Origin of the sequence: Mesorhizobium sp. NPDC059025 (assembly GCF_042739655.1) — a bacterium.
GTDB lineage: Bacteria > Pseudomonadota > Alphaproteobacteria > Rhizobiales > Rhizobiaceae > Mesorhizobium.
In genome coordinates this window covers 264,400-280,667 of sequence record NZ_JBHYIM010000005.1, presented here as the reverse complement: position 1 = coordinate 280,667, position 16,268 = coordinate 264,400, and the positions used below count along the sequence as shown (strand labels likewise).

Annotated in this window: 17 protein-coding genes; 10 read left to right on the top strand and 7 right to left on the bottom strand. The window is 63.4% G+C overall.

Annotated features, from left to right (window positions below; genetic code table 11):
• The first annotated feature begins 5 nt into the window (after positions 1–5).
• Both ACFWYE_RS14875 and ACFWYE_RS14870 read left to right on the top strand, forming a co-directional pair.
• Positions 6–1,259 (top strand): hypothetical protein, encoded by a 1,254-nt coding sequence (locus tag ACFWYE_RS14875; protein ID WP_379112323.1) that lies wholly within the window; start codon positions 6–8, stop codon positions 1,257–1,259.
• A 26-nt stretch (positions 1,260–1,285) separates the two neighbouring features.
• Complete coding sequence (locus tag ACFWYE_RS14870) at positions 1,286–1,807, top strand: GNAT family N-acetyltransferase (protein ID WP_379112321.1); 522 nt, start codon at positions 1,286–1,288, stop codon at positions 1,805–1,807.
• A 30-nt stretch (positions 1,808–1,837) separates the two neighbouring features.
• Here ACFWYE_RS14870 and ACFWYE_RS14865 read toward each other — a convergent pair whose 3' ends face one another.
• Positions 1,838–2,125 (bottom strand): DUF6916 family protein, encoded by a 288-nt coding sequence (locus tag ACFWYE_RS14865; protein ID WP_379112319.1) that lies wholly within the window; start codon positions 2,123–2,125, stop codon positions 1,838–1,840.
• A 233-nt stretch (positions 2,126–2,358) separates the two neighbouring features.
• On the opposite strand from ACFWYE_RS14865, the gene ACFWYE_RS14860 reads away from it, so the two are divergent.
• On the top strand, positions 2,359–2,811 hold the full coding sequence (locus ACFWYE_RS14860; protein ID WP_379112318.1) for a hypothetical protein: 453 nt from the start codon (positions 2,359–2,361) through the stop codon (positions 2,809–2,811).
• Positions 2,812–2,829: 18 nt separating this feature from the next.
• On the opposite strand, the gene ACFWYE_RS14855 is transcribed toward ACFWYE_RS14860, so the two are convergent.
• The 5 genes from ACFWYE_RS14855 to ACFWYE_RS14835 form a co-directional block, all read right to left on the bottom strand.
• The gene (locus ACFWYE_RS14855) at positions 2,830–4,314 is read right to left on the bottom strand and encodes a M81 family metallopeptidase (protein ID WP_379112317.1); all 1,485 of its coding nucleotides are present in this window, start codon (positions 4,312–4,314) and stop codon (positions 2,830–2,832) included.
• Between the two features lie 67 nt (positions 4,315–4,381).
• Positions 4,382–4,753, bottom strand: a complete 372-nt coding sequence (locus ACFWYE_RS14850) for a RidA family protein (RefSeq protein WP_379063989.1) — start codon at positions 4,751–4,753, stop codon at positions 4,382–4,384.
• A gap of 17 nt (positions 4,754–4,770) precedes the next feature.
• A complete protein-coding gene (locus ACFWYE_RS14845) occupies positions 4,771–5,598 on the bottom strand; it encodes a carbohydrate ABC transporter permease (protein ID WP_379112315.1) in 828 nt (275 codons plus the stop codon).
• Positions 5,595–6,464, bottom strand: coding sequence for a carbohydrate ABC transporter permease (locus ACFWYE_RS14840; RefSeq protein WP_379112313.1), 870 nt, complete (start codon positions 6,462–6,464; stop codon positions 5,595–5,597). Before ACFWYE_RS14840 ends, ACFWYE_RS14845 begins: the two co-directional genes overlap by 4 nt.
• 100 nt (positions 6,465–6,564) lie before the next feature.
• A complete protein-coding gene (locus ACFWYE_RS14835; RefSeq protein WP_379063996.1) occupies positions 6,565–7,794 on the bottom strand; it encodes an ABC transporter substrate-binding protein in 1,230 nt (409 codons plus the stop codon).
• Positions 7,795–7,993: 199 nt separating this feature from the next.
• On the opposite strand from ACFWYE_RS14835, the gene ACFWYE_RS14830 reads away from it, so the two are divergent.
• The 7 genes from ACFWYE_RS14830 (at position 7,994) to ACFWYE_RS14800 (ending at position 15,048) form a co-directional block, all read left to right on the top strand.
• Positions 7,994–8,761, top strand: a complete 768-nt coding sequence (locus tag ACFWYE_RS14830; RefSeq protein WP_379063998.1) for an SDR family oxidoreductase — start codon at positions 7,994–7,996, stop codon at positions 8,759–8,761.
• A gap of 2 nt (positions 8,762–8,763) precedes the next feature.
• Positions 8,764–9,825 carry an ABC transporter ATP-binding protein gene (locus tag ACFWYE_RS14825; RefSeq protein WP_379112311.1) on the top strand — a complete coding sequence of 354 codons (1,062 nt, stop codon included), beginning with the start codon at positions 8,764–8,766 and terminating at the stop codon, positions 9,823–9,825.
• The gene (locus tag ACFWYE_RS14820) at positions 9,822–10,703 is read left to right on the top strand and encodes a MurR/RpiR family transcriptional regulator (RefSeq protein WP_379064002.1); all 882 of its coding nucleotides are present in this window, start codon (positions 9,822–9,824) and stop codon (positions 10,701–10,703) included. Before ACFWYE_RS14825 ends, ACFWYE_RS14820 begins: the two co-directional genes overlap by 4 nt.
• 2 nt (positions 10,704–10,705) lie before the next feature.
• A complete protein-coding gene (locus ACFWYE_RS14815) occupies positions 10,706–12,082 on the top strand; it encodes a GH1 family beta-glucosidase (RefSeq protein ID WP_379112309.1) in 1,377 nt (458 codons plus the stop codon).
• 37 nt (positions 12,083–12,119) lie between these two features.
• The gene (locus ACFWYE_RS14810; RefSeq protein ID WP_379112307.1) at positions 12,120–13,190 is read left to right on the top strand and encodes a D-TA family PLP-dependent enzyme; all 1,071 of its coding nucleotides are present in this window, start codon (positions 12,120–12,122) and stop codon (positions 13,188–13,190) included.
• Positions 13,191–13,211: 21 nt separating this feature from the next.
• The gene (locus tag ACFWYE_RS14805) at positions 13,212–13,685 is read left to right on the top strand and encodes a hypothetical protein (protein ID WP_379112305.1); all 474 of its coding nucleotides are present in this window, start codon (positions 13,212–13,214) and stop codon (positions 13,683–13,685) included.
• A gap of 316 nt (positions 13,686–14,001) precedes the next feature.
• A complete protein-coding gene (locus ACFWYE_RS14800) occupies positions 14,002–15,048 on the top strand; it encodes a polysaccharide deacetylase family protein (RefSeq protein ID WP_379112303.1) in 1,047 nt (348 codons plus the stop codon).
• A 24-nt stretch (positions 15,049–15,072) separates the two neighbouring features.
• Here the strand turns inward: ACFWYE_RS14800 and ACFWYE_RS14795 are convergent, their stop codons facing one another.
• On the bottom strand, positions 15,073–16,212 hold the full coding sequence (locus tag ACFWYE_RS14795; protein ID WP_379073202.1) for a citrate synthase: 1,140 nt from the start codon (positions 16,210–16,212) through the stop codon (positions 15,073–15,075).
• Positions 16,213–16,268: the final 56 nt, after the last annotated feature.

The following is a 16,268-nucleotide window of genomic DNA, read 5'->3' as shown; positions in this document are numbered from 1 at the left end:
GTATCATGGCCAATACTGAAGCTGCAGCGGCGCCGGTCGCCGAGGCACCCGGTGCCGGACAGCCAGCCTTTTTCGAGTTGTCGCGGTTGATGGTCGTGGCCGTCGACACCTCGACGTCATTCCTCTCCTACAAGGCGCAGACCAAGCCGAACGGCCCCTGGGAGACGAACTGGACGCCGATCGACAAGAAATACATCTATACGCTTGTGACCAGTGGGCTGACGAAGGACGGGCGTGTCGCCGTCGCGGGCCAGATCCAGGGCGGCGGCATTGCCTATATCGATGAATCCATCGATCAGTCAGGTGGCATCGAGCGGTGGAACGCGCCGACCCTGCTCGGCTCGCCTGGCGGCAATGTCAACATCGTCAGCCTGTCGATGGCGCGCGACGTCGATGGCCGCGTCGAGATCTTCGCCGTGGCCGCTACCACCGGCACCATCTGGTGGATCTACCAGAACCCGGACCAGATCGTCGAAAAAGACGTGACGATCACACCGCCCGGCACCACCACACCGATCACTGTGAAGGTGCAGGAGCGCATTCCTCCGGCAACGCCATGGAGTGCCTGGCAGCAGATCCCCGGCGGCCTGATCAGCATCAAGGCTTGCCGTCAGGGCGACGGCCGCATCGCGCTGTTTGGCATAAATTCGAACAACAACCTCTATCGCAGCGTGCAGGCCACGGCCACGGCCCTGAAGGTCGGCGACTGGTCGCAATGGGTACAGATGGACGACGCCCTCACCGGCAAGATCCTCTACATGGCGCCGGTCGTCGGTCCCCTTGGCGCACTGCATCTGTTCGCGATCAACACGAACAAACAGGTGATCCACACGCTGCAGCAGCCGGCTGCTTCAGACACCTGGACGCCATGGCTGCGCAACGGCTTCTCACGCACCGGCTTCAACATGGTGGCGACCGGCCTGGACGGCAACGGCCACCTGATGCTCGTGGCTGCCGATGCAACGAATGTGATTTCAGCCAACACGCAGACCGATCCTGCCGCGCTTGCCTGGACCGGCTGGCAAGACATGGCCAACTCGTCATGGCCAGTGCAGCTCGCGCTCGACTACAACGCCGACGGCCGGCTCGCCTTGTTCTCGCATTGGCTGCTGCCGCCGGGTTCCGGTATTGGCGGCCTGTGGACGATATCGCAGGCCGCGATCGACAGCACGGAATGGGAATTGGAGTGGACACAACTCGCAGCAAGCAGCATCCAGCAATATTCGGTGGTGCGCGATCTGACGCCGCCGGCCGGCTGAATGCGATGATGCAAGCGGAAGCCTCGTTGGCCGAATGGCCCAGCACGAGATCGGCCAGCCTGTCGTTTCGCCCTATCGGCGATGGCGACATGGTGTTTCTTGCGGCTCTCTACACCTCGACACGCATGGAAGAGCTCGCCCAGACCGGTTGGCCGGAGGCCGCAAAACGCGGCTTCCTCAACCAGCAATTCCTTGCCCAGCACCAGCACTACATGCGCCACTATGCCGGGGCGCATTGGCTGATCGTCGAATGCGATGCCACAGCCGTGGGACGGCTCTACTTCGTTCACTGGCCTCAGGAAATCCGCATCATCGACATCGCCCTGATGCCCGAGGCGCGCGGCAAGGGCTTCGGCACCGCCCTGCTGGAAGACATCATCGAAGAGGCAATCTCAGCCGGCAAATCAGTCTCGATCCATGTCGAACGCATGAATCCGGCATTGTCCCTCTACAGGCGGATCGGTTTCCAGGAGATCGAGGACAAGGGTGTTTATCTGCTGATGGAGCATCCGGGCGGCGCCGCGGATCCAACCCACACAATCATATAGACCCGAAGCTCTGTCCTGCCGGCGGCCGAATCAGGCGAAGATCGCCTCGTAGCGCATGCCGTCATTGTGACGTGCGATCGGCACAATGAAGATATCCAGCCTGCCGAGCCTGGGGTGGACAAGCGGGTAGATGGCCTGCGACAAAGGCTCGGCCAGCGGACCACGGAAGGTCAGCGCGAAGGCGCCACCGCTGCGCAGGGCCGTTCCCAGCTGCCGCACCTCGAGCAGCTGCAGCGCAAGCGGCACGGAGGCTTCCGCCACATCGAAATCCGTACCGATATGCGGCTCGAAATCCGCCCCCGTCAGTTGCGCAACCATGTCCTCTCCCCGGTCGGATATGGTTTTGCAGCTTGTGGCGAGGCTGTCCAGTCCTACCGGCATGACGCCAAGAAAGGGCGGACTTCGGATCCAACCAACGGGCAGGCCGATGCCAGGCGCATCGAAGCGGCGGAAGACAGATTTCACCCCGCTGAAACCCAGGGCAGCCCCTTTCCTTCAAACCAAGCGATCGGTTAGCCTCGTCTCAGCCGGGCTTGAGACAAGGACAGGCAATGACCGACATTCCTGAAAGCATGAAGCCGGCACTGGCCAGCTGGAATGATGGCCGAGGGATCAGTCTTTGGGACTGGACGGCCAATAGCGGAAATTTTTCACTCGCCGTTGGCTACACCGAAGTCTTCTGGCCGCGTTTCGTCGCGTTCGAAAATTATGTTCTCATGGAGGGTTTCCATCTCGAGGGCCTGCGTTCTTTCGAACGAGATCCCGAAGCAACGCGGGAGTCCATCGAACAGGTGATGAACCACCTTCACATCGCGGACATCCAATATTGGGGTTGCCCGGATATCGCCGCCGACAAGCTGATCTTTCTGGGGGAACTGCTATGCGAAATCTACACAGCCAAGCTTGCGTTCCAATTCCCGGATCGCAAATTCGCTGTCGAGTTTTACCATCCCGATGACTCCGACGACCTGGAGGACTATCAACTCAGCTTCTTCCAGGTATGAATCTCGACTTCGGGCGCTTCACTTGCCGCCAACGCCCCAGGGCTCCGCAACACGCGGCCAGACAGGGCGTTTCAGCTTTTCATAATCGGTGGCAGCCGGATCGCTCGGGTAAGAGCTCGGCGACGACACATAGATGATCTCGGCCGCGATCGGCTCGAAGCCGGCGTAGAAATGGTTGGTCGACTTGATCAGCAGCACGTCCTTCGACAGCGGATCGAGACCGAGGTTGGAGAAGATGTCCGGCTCGAAGGTCTGCGTGCGGTTGGTGTTGAGGATGACGTCGATCTCGGTGCCTTCCAGCCTGACCAGCGCGGAGGCGCCCAAGGTGACGCGGCTCGGCCCGAAGCTCTGCCAGCTCTCGGCGACAGCCTTCACCACGCGCACCTTGGCGTCGATCGGCTCACCCGCAAGCGGGCCGGCCTTGCCGCCGAAACGCAGGTCGATGACCGCGCCCTCGCCGGCGGCATGGCAGAAGGTGACGGCGAGTGGGTCCCAGATGGTGGCGACACCGACATTGTCCAGGCCACGCGCCAGCATGGCACGCAGCAAGGACGTACCGTCGCCGGCGACACCACCGCCCGGATTGTCCCAGACATCGGCGATCACCACCGGCTTTGCCGTGCTGACCGCGCGCACCTCCAGGGCTCGGTCGATGCCTTGGTCGGCCGCCAGCATCGGCATGGCCAGCTGCCCGCGCAGCGCGTAAAGCTCGCGCCCCAACTGCTCGGCCAGGGCATCGCCCTTGGCCTTGTTGTTGTCGGTGACGACCATGATGCGCGCGCCCATCTCCGGCACGTCGGCGGCCATGAAGCCGTGGATGACGGAAGCCGACAGCACGCCGTCCTTGCCGTGCAAAGCCTTGATGCGGTCGACGAAGCCGCGCATCGGCTGGCGACTGGTCGGCATCACCTCGATCATGCGGCAGTCGAAGGTCGAGATCACCGGCTTGATCTCGCCGCGGACCGCGGCAAGCCCGAGTTCGACGACATGTTCACCGCGCTCATAAAAATCGGTGTGCGGAAATTCCAGGAAAGCAGCGAGCACATTGGCCGCGGCCACGCGCTTCGGTGTGAGGTGGCTGTGCGGGTCGAGCTCGGAAGCGACAACGACGTCTGGCCCGACGATGTCGCGGATGCGGGCGAGAAGATCACCTTCGCAGTCGTCATAGCCCTGCGCCACCATGGCGCCGTGCAGGCCGAGGATGACGGCGTCGACCGGAAGGGCAGCCCGCAACTGGTCGAGGATCTCGTCGCGCAGCGCCTCGAAGGTCTGCCGCTGCACCAGCCCGCCGGGCTCGGCCCATGTCGCCGTGCCTTCGATGACGGTAAGGCCCTCGGCCGCCGCGCGGCGGCGCAGGGCGACGATCGGCGAGGAGCACAGCGTCGGCGTTTCCGGATGTTGGCCAGGCCCCGCATAGAAGGCCATCTCGAAGGACGCCCTGTCGGTCGGCACCGGCGAGAAGGTGTTGGTCTCGGTCGCCAGCGAGGCGGTGAAGATACGCATGCGCTTTACTCGATTGATCCGTCGGAAGGTTGCCCTCCGCCGGTGATCGGCGGAGGGCATCCGGCAACTACTTCACCGGCGCGTAGGCAACCGCTTCGATCTCGACCTTGATGTCGATCATCAGCCGCGATTCCACGGTGGTGCGGGCCGGCGGCTCTTTGGCGAAGAAAGAGCCGTAGACCTTGTTCATGCCGCCGAAGTCGCGCGCGTCCTCGATCCACACCGTCGTCTTGACGACGTCGTCCATGGTGGCCCCAGCCAGCGCCAGCGCCGCCTTGACGTTCTCCAGAACCTGCCGGGTCTGCGGCTCGATGCCGCCATCGACCACCGAACCATCCGCACGTACCGGCACCTGGCCGGAAACAAAGACAAAATCGCCGGCGCGCACCGCCGGCGACAGCGGCACATGCGACGTTCCGAAAACCTGCTTGCGTGACATTTTCTGAAATTCTCCTGTTATTTGACGGCGCCCAGGGCAAGGCCCCGGACGAGATAACGCTGCAGCCAGGCAAACAGCACCGCCACCGGCAAGGTGGCCAGAAGCGCCGCCGCCATGACGTGATGCCATTCGATGGTGTAGCGCCCTGCAACCAGCGCGAACACCTGGATCGGCAGCGTGTAGTTCTCCTGACTGCGCAGAATGGTCAATGCGATGATGAACTCGTTCCAGGCATTGATGAAGGTGAAGATGGCGGTGACCGCGATCGCCGGCAGGCACAGCGGCAGGAACACCTTGCGCAAGGTCAGCCAGCGGCCCGCTCCCTCCATCCAACTGGCCTCTTCGAGGTCACGCGGAATGGTGTCGAAATAGCTCTGCAGCATCCAAACGGTGAAGGCGACGTTGAAGGCCATGTAGACAACGCCGACGGCGGTCGTGCTTTCGATCAGCCCCCAGGCAGCGATCAGCCGGAACAGGCCGAGCACCAGCACGATCGAGGAGATCATCTGCGAGACGAGCAGGAACTGCCGCATCGCACCATAGCCGGCAAAACGAAAGCGCGACATGGCATAGGCTGCCGGGATGGCGACGATGATGGCGCCGACAGTCGCCAGCACCGAGACATAGAGCGAATTCAGCAAGGCGCGGCCGAAGCCGGTCGCCACCCACATGTCGGCGAAGTTCGACCAGCGGAATTCGCTTGGCCACCAGTTCGGCGTCAGCACTTCGGTGCGCGGTTTGACCGCGGTCAGGAACATCACCGCGAAGGGAAACAGCGTCACCACGATCAGCGGCGACAACAGCAGCCAGGCGACGATGGAGCGGACGAGCTTGCTTTTTCTCATGCTTCCCGCTCCCGCATGGCCAGGCGCACATAGATCATGGTGAAGACGAGCAGGATGGCAAACATCACCAGCGAGACGGCGGAAGCCTCACCCAGTTTGCCGACACGGAATGCCAGCTTGTAGAGGTACGTCACCAGGATATCCGTGGAGTTGGCCGGCCCACCCTGCGTCATCACCCAGATGATGGGGAAGGAATTGAACACGTAGATCATGTTCAGCACGATGGCGATGTTGATGAACGGCTTCAGCAACGGCAGCGTGATGGTGCGGAACTGCTGCCAGGTCGAGGCGCCTTCAAGTGCTGCCGCCTCGTAGAGATCGTCCGGGATCGAGGACAGGCCGCCGAGGAAGATGGTGACGGTGAACGGCACGGTGACCAGGATGCCGATCAACACCTGCATCGGGAAAGCGGTGCCGGCGCTGGCCAGCCATTGGATGTTCTGGTCGATGATGCCGAGGCCCATCAGCGCCGAATTCAGCATGCCGCTTTCGCCGTTCAGCGCCCAGCGCCAGACCACGGCGGTCATGGTAAGCGAGACCGCCCAGGGCAGCAGGATGATGACGCGGGCAAGGCCGCGGCCATAAAAATCCGAATTGAGGATCATCGCCACCGGAATGGAGAGGATCAGCGCGCCGGCAACGACCGAAAGCGTCCACAGGCCGGTGCGCCAGAGCGCCGCCATGAAGTCGGGATCGCTCATCAGTGCCGCGAAATTGGCCAGGCCGGTGAAATCGCGCAGCTGGCCGAAGCGGCTGACGTCATGGGTCGAGATCTGCACCAGGTCATAGACCGGCCAGAAGATCACCACCGCCGCCAGGAACAGGCTGGGCAGGATGAGCAGGTAAGGCAGCGCGCGATTGTGCATCCGGGACTGTGTCTGAGAGTTTCTTGTCGCCGCGACGGGGATGCCACGGACATGAAAGCCAGCGGCGCGCCCCGCTGGAGGGACGCGCCGCTGTTTGGAGTTACTTCTTCAGCACACCGTTTGCCTTGGCAGCGGCTTCTTTCAGGATGGCCTCGGGCTCACCCTGTCCGAGATAGATCTTCTGGACGGCATCCGAGGTGATCTGGGCGATCTCTTCCCAGCCCGGAATGATCGGCGCGAAGCGGGCGTCGGGCAGCAGGGCGGTGAAGGCTGCGAGACCGGCGTTGTCGACGTAATAAGGCATTTTCGCCTCTTCCTTGTTCACCGGCAGGAAGCCTTCATTCTGGGTGAACTTGGCGCGCTGCTCGGTGGTGAACAGGTAGTCGAGTAGCTTCCAGGCCTCTTCCTTGTTCTTGGAGTTCTTGAACATGATGATGGAATCTGTGACGCCATAGGTGCCGCGCGCGCCGGTCGGACCGGCCGGGATCGCCGCCACGCCATATTTCAGGTTGGGCGCCTCTTCCTTGATCTGGTTCATCATGAAGGGAGCGGTGATCATCATGCCGACCTTGCCCTGCTTGAACAGGGCCATGACGTCCTCGCGGTTCATCGAGGTGACGCCCGGCTGCGTCAGGCCTTCGTCGATCATCGACTTGTAGAGCTTGGCCGCTTCCAGCGCGCCCGGTGTGGAGAGGCCCGAGGTGCCGTCCTTGTTGAGGATCTCGGTGCCGAACGACCACATGCCGTAATAATAATAGACGTCGGTCTCGATCTCCTTGCCCTGGATGCCGTAGCCGAAGGCGCCGGTCGCCTTGATCTTGCGGGCGTCTTCCTGCAGCTCGGCCCAGGTTCCGGGCGGGTTGGCGATGCCGGCCTTCTCGAACAGCTCCTTGTTGTAGTACATGGCGCGCGCCGAAGCGGCGATCGGCAGGCCGTAGGTCTTGCCCTCCATGATCGACGGCGACAGGAACGTCTCGATGAAGCGACCCTTGAAATCGGGCGTCAGATACTGGTCGAGCGGCTCGGCCACACCCTGCTGCACGAAATCGATCAGCCAGCGCGTGCCGATGATCGAAAGGTCGGCATTGGTGCCGGCGGTGATGTCGGTGGTCAGCTTCTGCAGCAGCACGTCCCACGGCACCACTTCGACCTTCAGGGTTGTGCCGGGATTGGCGGCCTCGAAGCCCTTCTTGACCTCTTCGAAATAGGGGCCGGTCTTCGAAGAGTATTCCGCAACGGTCACGCGGACTTCACCCGCCTCGGCCTGCGCGGCCACCGCCAACATGCTCAACCCGGCCAGAAGGCCGGCAGTCCATCGTGCCAGTTTCATAAACTCTCTCCCATTGTCATTGCGAGCCCACCGTCCTTGCGGACCGATGCCCCGAGCAGCAACATGCGGCTTTTGCCCTTCATGTTATTTTCCTACATTATCGTGCAAAACGCGGCTTTCAAGCTGATTTTTTTGTTGCTTAATTACATTTTTGATACCATTTTCGCACCCTGCCAGGTTGGAGGAGACAGCACGGGCAATGTCCAGTACGGAATTCCAGGGCAAGACCGTGGTGATCACCGGGGCCGGCGGCGGGCTGGGCTCGGCGCTCGTGGCGCTGTTTGCCGAACGGGGAGCACGGGTGGTCGGCTGCGATCAGTCGGTCGAGGCCCTGAGCAACGAGGCCATAACCTCCCGCCATGTCTTCGACCTGACCCGGCGCGAGGAGATGGAGGCCGCGGCCAGCGCGGTGATCGCGCGGGACGGCATACCCGACATCCTGATCAACAATGCCGGCTGGACACGCGCGGAAACGCTTGCCGCGCTCAACGCGGCAACCATCGAACGCGAGCTCGATCTCAATCTCACCGGCGTCATGACCTTCGCCGATCCGCTGACCAAGGCGATGGCCGGGCGCGGCAGCGGCAGCGTCGTCTTCGTTTCGTCGGTCAACGCCATCGCGCATTTCGGCAACCCGGCCTATGCAGCGGCCAAAGCCGGGATCAACGCCTATGCCAAGGCGCTCGCGGTCGAACTCGGCCGCAGCGGCATCCGCGCCAATGTCGTCTGCCCCGGCTCGATCCGCACCGCGGCCTGGGATCATCGGCTCGAGAAGAACCCGGAGGTTCTCGGCAAATTGAAACGGCTCTACCCGCTTGGCCGCATCGTCGAGGCCCGTGAGGTCGCCGAGGCTGTCGCCTTCCTGGCATCGCCTCGCGCTTCGGGCATCACCGGCGTGGTGATGCCGGTGGATGCCGGTCTGACTGCGGGTTTCCTGCCCTTCATCGACGACATATTGGGAGGCTAGCCATGACCGACGTCTCGTTCCGCGGCCTGTCGAAATCCTACGGTCAGCACAAGATCCTCGAGGACATCGACCTGGAGATCGCCAGTGGCGAATTCGTCGTGCTGGTCGGCCCGTCCGGCTGCGGCAAGTCCACGCTGCTGCGCATGCTGGCCGGACTGGAAACGATCACCTCCGGCGATCTTCTCGTCGGCGGCATGCGCTCCAACGACCTGCCGCCGCAAAAGCGCAACATCGCCATGGTGTTCCAGTCCTACGCGCTGTTTCCGCATCTGAAAGCCTCGCAGAACATCGGCTTCGGCCCGAAGATCCGCGGCGAAAGCGCGCCGGTGGTCGAAGAGAAGGTCAGGAAGGCCTCCGGAATCCTCAACCTGTTCTCCTATCTCGACCGTTATCCGCGGCAACTGTCCGGTGGCCAGCGCCAGCGCGTCGCCATGGGCCGCGCCATCGTGCGCGAGCCTTCCGTGTTCCTGTTCGACGAGCCGCTTTCCAATCTCGACGCCCAGCTGCGCGTGCAGATGCGCACCGAAATCAAGGCGCTGCACCAGCGGCTGAAATCCACCATCGTCTATGTCACGCACGACCAGATCGAAGCGATGACCATGGCTGACCGCATCGTGGTGATGGACAAGGGCCGCATCCAGCAGGTCGGCAAGCCGCTCGACCTCTACGACAAGCCGGCAAACAAGTTCGTCGCCTCTTTCATCGGCTCACCGTCGATGAGCTTCGTTTCCGGGGCACTCAAATCAGAAAGCGACGGTATCTGGTTCGAACCGTCGGGCGGCGGCAAGCTGAAACTCGACAGCGACCGCACGGCCTCCGGAGCGATCGAAGCCGGCATCCGCCCGGAGCATTTCATCGTCGGCGGCGACAGCGCCGTCAGTCTGCGCGTCGACGTCGTCGAGCCGACCGGCTCGGAGACCCACGTCTATGGCGCCATCGGCGATGACGCCATCCGTGCGGTGTTTCGCGACCGCATCGCTGTGAAGCCAGGCGACCGGTTGCCGGTCAGCGTTGCGCCTGGCAACATCCATCTGTTCGACACAGCCACGGGCCTGCCGCTGTGAAGACACCGGCGGACATCATCACCCGCCTGCAGATGATGGCCCAGGACGGCACCAAATCGGACCGTCGGCTCGCAGGCATGGTGCTGTCCGATCCCGATTTTGTCTCCAAGGCGGCAATCTCGGAGATCGCCGCTCGCGCCGGCATCAGCGAACCGACGGTGACGCGCTTCTGCCGCAATCTCGGCTGCGACGGCCTGCGCGATTTCAAGTTCTATCTCGCCCAGGCCATCGCCATCGGTGGCCAGTATCTTTCCGCGGAAGCTCCGGCCGGCGACGTGCGCGACCAGCGCATCGCTGCCGCCATCACCGAAGCCGCGATCGCCGCGATCCAGCGCGCCAGCGCCATGCTGCCGATGCCGAAGCTGATCGAGATCGCCGAACGCATCGCCGTTTCCGGAAACATCCTGTGCATCGGTTCGGGCGGCATCTCATCGATGATGGCGACCGAGATGCAGAACCGGCTGTTCCGGCTGGGGCTGTCCGCACTGGCACAGGTCGACGGCCAGCTGCAGCGCATGTACGCCTCGGTGGCAACACCTGAAACCACGGTGCTGGCCTTCTCCGTCTCCGGCTATGCGCGTTCGGTGGTCGAAGCCGTCCAGGTGGCACGCCAGTACGGCGCCACCACCGTCGCCGTCACCGCACCCGATTCCGCGCTGGCCAAGGCAGCGGAGACGCTGATCCCGTTCCAGCCGTTCGAGGACGGCAACATCTACAAGCCGACATCCTCGCGCTTTGCCCTGCTTGCCATCGTCGACATCATCGCCACAGCCACTGCCGAAGCGCGCGGACCGAAGGCGCTGGAGAACCTGCGCCGCATCAAGCAAAGCGTGAACACGCTGAAGGTGGCTGATCCGCGCCTGCCGCTGGGGGACTGACAGTGGCATTTCCTTCTCCGAAAGCTCTGGGTGCTGCCTTCCCGCGCGAATTCCTGTTTGGCGTCGCCACCGCGGCCTATCAGATCGAAGGGGCCCTGACCGAAGACGGGCGTGGCGAATCGGTATGGGATCGTTTCCTGCGCCAACCCGGGCTTGTGATCGATGGCAGCGATGGCGCGGTCGCGGCCGACCACTATCATCGCTGGCGCGAGGATCTCGGCATCATGACCGAGCTCGGCCTCGGCGCCTATCGTTTCTCCATTTCCTGGTCCAGGGTCCAGCCGACCGGTGGCGGCGTGGTCAACGAAGCGGGACTCGCCTTCTACGACCGCCTTGTCGACGGCCTGCTGGAACGGAACATCGAACCCGTCGCCACGCTCTTCCATTCCGACATGCCCGCCGCGCTGATGGATATCGGCGGCTGGTGCGCACGCGAAACGAGTGCACGCTTCGGCGATTTCGCGGAGCATGTGGCAAGAAGGATCGGCGACCGGGTCGGCAGCTGGTTCACCATTGCCGAACCCTACACCCTGATGCGTCACAGCTATGTGCTCGGCGAGCACGCGCCCGGCCTTCGACTGTCAAGCGGCGCAGCGCTGCCGGTGATGCATCATCTTCTGCTCGGCCACGGTCTTGCCACCCGGGCAATCCGCTCGCATTCCAAAGCAAGAGTTGGCCTGACCAACCATTCCTCGCCTTGTCGGCCTATTTCGCAGGCGACCGAAGACGTTGCGGCGAACACGATGTTCGACGCCCTGCGCAACCATACCGTCACCGATGCCGTCCTGCTCGGCCACTATCCGAAAGAACTGGAAGCCCTTGCCGATGCCGACTGGTCGGCCGTTCGTGAGGCTGACTTCGACATCATCAAGACCCCGATCGACTGGCTCGGCCTGACTTATTTCCACCCGATCGCGGTGAGCGCCCCAAAGGCCGCCGCCTCACCAGAGCCTTTCGATATCGCCGTATCCGGCGGCGAGCCGGAAACAACCATGGGATGGCCGGTCGTGCCGGCCGGCCTCGGCGAAGTGTTGACCACTCTCCGCGACCGTTATGGTGACAGCCTGCCGCCGATCGTCATCACCGAGAATGGCTGCTCAATGGCCGACCAGTTCTCCGAGGAAGGTCGCGTCGATGATCCGCAGCGAATCCGCTTCCTAGCAGGCCATCTGCAGGTGCTTGCCGAGGCGATACGATCCGGCATCCGTATCGACGGATACTTCATCTGGTCGTTCCTGGATCACTTCGAATGGGAACTTGGCTACACCAAGCGATGGGGCATCGTGTATGTCGATTTCGACACCCAGCAGCGAACGCTCAAATCGAGCGCCCGCTGGTATCGCGAACTGATCGAGGGCTGGCGGTCCGCCCAGCCTTGATCAATCGACAATCGTTTCTGCCGACGAGAGAATGAAGATGAGCCCACGCCCCAAGACCATTGCTGAAATCGACACGCCAGCCGTGCTGATCGACCTCGATCGCGCCGAACGCAACATCGCCAATGCCCAGAAGGCGGCAGAAGCCGCCGGCGTGAAGCTGCGGCCACATATCAAGACGCACAAGCTGCCCTTCTTTGCGAAGAAGCAGGTCGAGGCGGGCGCCATCGGTATAACCTGCCAGAAGATCGGCGAGGCCGAAGTGATGGCCGATGCCGGCCTGACCGACATATTCCTGCCCTACAACATCATCGGCAAAGCGAAGCTGGAGCGGCTTCTGGCGCTGCACAGGCGCATCGCGCTGTCGGTGACCGCCGACAGTGCAACGACGATTGCTGGTCTTGCCGAGACCTTCACCGATCCCGGTCGTCCGCTCAAGGTGCTGGTCGAATGTGATACGGGTGCTGCCCGCTGCGGTGTCCAGACCGCCGAGCAGGCGCTGGCGCTGGCCAGGCAGATCGATGCGGCGCCGGGTCTCGCCTTCGGCGGCCTGATGACCTATCCAGCCGCCGGCGCGCCGGAAGACGCCGAAGCCTGGCTCACCGCCGCGCGCGACCTGCTTCAAAAGGCAGGCCTTGCCTGCGAAACCGTGACCAGCGGCGGCACACCCGACATGTGGCGGAAGCAGGATGCGGCGATCGTCACCGAGTACCGGCCCGGCACCTATATCTACATGGACCGCTACCAGGTGAAACAGGGTGCGGCGACAGCCGACGATTGCGCGCTGACCGTGCTCGCAACCGTGGTCTCGGCACCGACACCGACCCGCGCCATCCTCGACAGCGGCTCCAAGGCACTTTCCAGCGACCTGCTCGGCCTGCCCGACCATGGCGAACTGGTCGGCATTCCAGGTGCCCGCGTGACGGCGCTCAGCGAAGAACACGGCAAGGTCGAACTGAGCGGTGGTGCGACACTCGCGGTCGGCGACCGCGTGCGCGTGCTGCCTGATCATGCCTGCGTCGTCACCAACCTGTTCGACGAGGTCTACCTGGTTTCCGGTGACCGCGTCGTCGAGGTATTGCCGGTCGCCGCGCGCGGCAAGCTTTCCTGAACCCAGACGAACGGAGCCTTCATGTCTGAATCCAAGAACCCATTTGCCGGCGACGCGGACCGCGCCTTCATCTGGGAAATGCTGATGCCGCGCGATTTCGAGGCTTTCGCCGCGCAGGACTGGTCGATGGTGGCCGGCGACTTCGACGAAATGCGTTTCCTCGGCATCCATGCCCACAATTCGCCCAACCACGATGACTGGAACGCCGCCTTCCCAACCTTGCAGGCCTATCGCGATGAGTGGCTGCGCCAGGCCGCCGAATCCGCGTCGGTCGCCTATGCCGAGCCGTTGCCTTCGGCGCTGCTCAAGGCAGTGACGCTCAACCGCATCGACATCAACGGCAATGTCGCCGTGGCGCACAAGAAGTTCGACGGCACCGTGCCGCTGGCCGATGGCGGTGTCGACCGGCTGAACTGGCAGACACTCTATTTCTGCCGCAATGACGGCGATCGCTGGCGCATTACCGGCTTCGTCGGCTACATGAAATACCGCTGACATGCTCGAGGCGATCACCTTGCGCACCAGGGCGATCGCCGTCAGAGCGTTTCCGTTTTTCACGGAAATGCGGAAACGCGCTAACTCGTTGTTTTCACGCAATTCCGAACAGAAAGCCGTTGCACGGTTTTCCTGGAATTGCGGCTGAAACCGGCCGCGTGCGGGCAGTTTATTAACTGGCGCTGCAATAAGCTCCTTTCGGCCGTCGCATCGGCCACCGTCCGCATCCTGCGGACGCGCATCGGAGCCGAGAAATGTCCGTGCATCGCCATCCCCGATTGGAAGGCCGCCTTGTCGATGGCATCGAGGCGACGGCATGTCGCTGAAAGGCTCCGCCAAGAGATTCCTCAAGCACGGCGCGATCCGTGCCGGCCTGGAAGGCGTCGCGCTGACACGTGCAGGCATGTTGTGGCCGGCGGCCGCGGGGCGCGGGGTGATCTTCACCCTGCATCACGTGCGCCCGGCGCGGCGTGGCGGCTTCGACCCCATTGCGACGCTTTCTGTCACGCCGGAATTCCTTGACGAGGCGATCCGCGTCTGTGTCGAGTCGGGCCTGACACCGGCGGCCTTGGACGATCTGCCGCGCTTGCTCACCGATCCCAACGACAAGCGCCGCTTCGTCGCTTTCACGCTGGATGACGGCCTGCGCGACAATGCCGAACACGCCGCACCGGTGTTTCGCCGCCACGGCGTGCCGTACACCATTTTCATCGCCAAGGGCTTCGTCGAACGCAGCCGCTCGATGTGGTGGGAAACCGGCAAGGTGCTGACGCGCTCCAAGGACCAGTTCGAGTTCGATTTCGGCAATGGCACGGAGACGGTCACCACACGAACCGTTGCCCAGAAGCAGGACGCTTACGAACGGATCGTCCATTTCGTGCATTCGAACAACGAAGATGCGGCAGTGGCGGAGATCGACCGGGCCGCCCGCTCGCGCATGATCGACCCGCTCGCCATCGTCGACCAGCTGATCATGACGGCAGACGAATTGCGGACCCTGTCCGACGACCCGCTGGTGCGCTTCGGCGCGCACACGCAGACCCACATCGCCATGGCGAGAGTGGATGAAGCGCGGCTCGCAGAGGAAATCAAAGGGTCGATGGATGCCGTCGAGGCCTATGTCGGCTACAGGCCGACCACCTTCGCCTATCCCTACGGAACCAAGGTTGCGATATCGCGGCGTGAATTCGACGCCGTTGCGAAGGCCGGCATCAAGCTGGCCGTCACCACACGTCCCGGCGTGCTGACGGCGGACAGCTTCAGCCAGCCGACGGAGTTGCCACGCGTCTCCCTCAATGGCCACTATCAGCGGCGGCGTTATGTAAAGGCGCTGTTGACCGGCATTCCGTTCCGGCTGTTCTAGGCAGTTCCAGCCAAAATGCGTTGCTCAAGCGCCAGCCGGCAGCGGGCCCTCATAACGGGCGCGCGGGCGGATCAGCTTGCCTGACATGACCTGCTCGATGGCATGCGCTGTCCAGCCGACGCTGCGGCCGAGCGTAAACAGGCGGATGGGCGCATCGCTCGGCAAGCGGTAGGAACGGGTCAGAGCCACCAGCGCAAAGTCGACTGTCGGCTGCGCGCCGGTGGCATCAAGGGCTGCCTGGCGCAGCTCGAGAATATCGTCGTCCAGCCGCATGTCGGCCAGCAATGCTGCTCCGCGCGGATCGCCATCGGGATAGAGCGGATGGCCGAAACCAGGCAGCGGCCGGTCGTGATCGAGCCAGCGTGCCATCGCCGCGCGCACGCCGATCCGTGCCGCATCGTCCACAAGCATGGCGACGGCATCGGCCGCAGTGCCATGGCGAGGGCCGTAGAGTGTCGACAAGCCGGCCAGCAGGCAGGCGACGAGCGGCGCGCCGGTGGAAGCGGCGACGCGGGCCGCAAAGGCCGAGGCATTGAGTTCGTGATCGGCCACCAGCACCATGACGCGGCGCAACACCTCCGCCGCCTGTTCCACCCGCCAGCCCCTTGCCAGCCTGAGGTGCACCGGCTCCGCACCGGGTGCCGCCCCCAATGCGCCGGCGAGCGCCGCGATGGCCGGCATCGCGTCCGCCTGCAACACGCCGGCGTTGCGCCCCAGCGAGGGCTGTCCCCTGGCCGCCAACCCAGCCAGCACGGAAAAAGCCTGCGTGATGCCTGTCTCGGCAGGTGCTCCCGATGTTGCGAAGCGGGGAGCAGCAGTGGTGGCCCACAACAGCCGTGCGGCGTCTTCCAGGCTGGCATCGCGCGAAAAGGTCACCGCATCCTCGCCACGGTAGATCAACCTGCCGTGGATGACGGTGGAGAGTTCCGTGGCGAACACCGGCTCGCCCCAGGCGACCGCACTTTCAGCGATCGCCGCGACGCGGCGCCCCCGCGCCCGGCGCGTGGTCAGCGCCTCAATATCCTCCGATCGATAGAGGCTGCGGCGAGGATCGGCAGGATCGGGCTGCATGCCGACCTGGTTGCGGCTGACATAGGCGTAGAGCGTCTGCGCGCGCACCCCCAGCCTGTCCAGCGCCTCGTCACGTGTCAGCCAGGTGCCCATATCGACCATATATTGATTCTATTGATCAAGATTGATGACAATCAACAACAGCATTA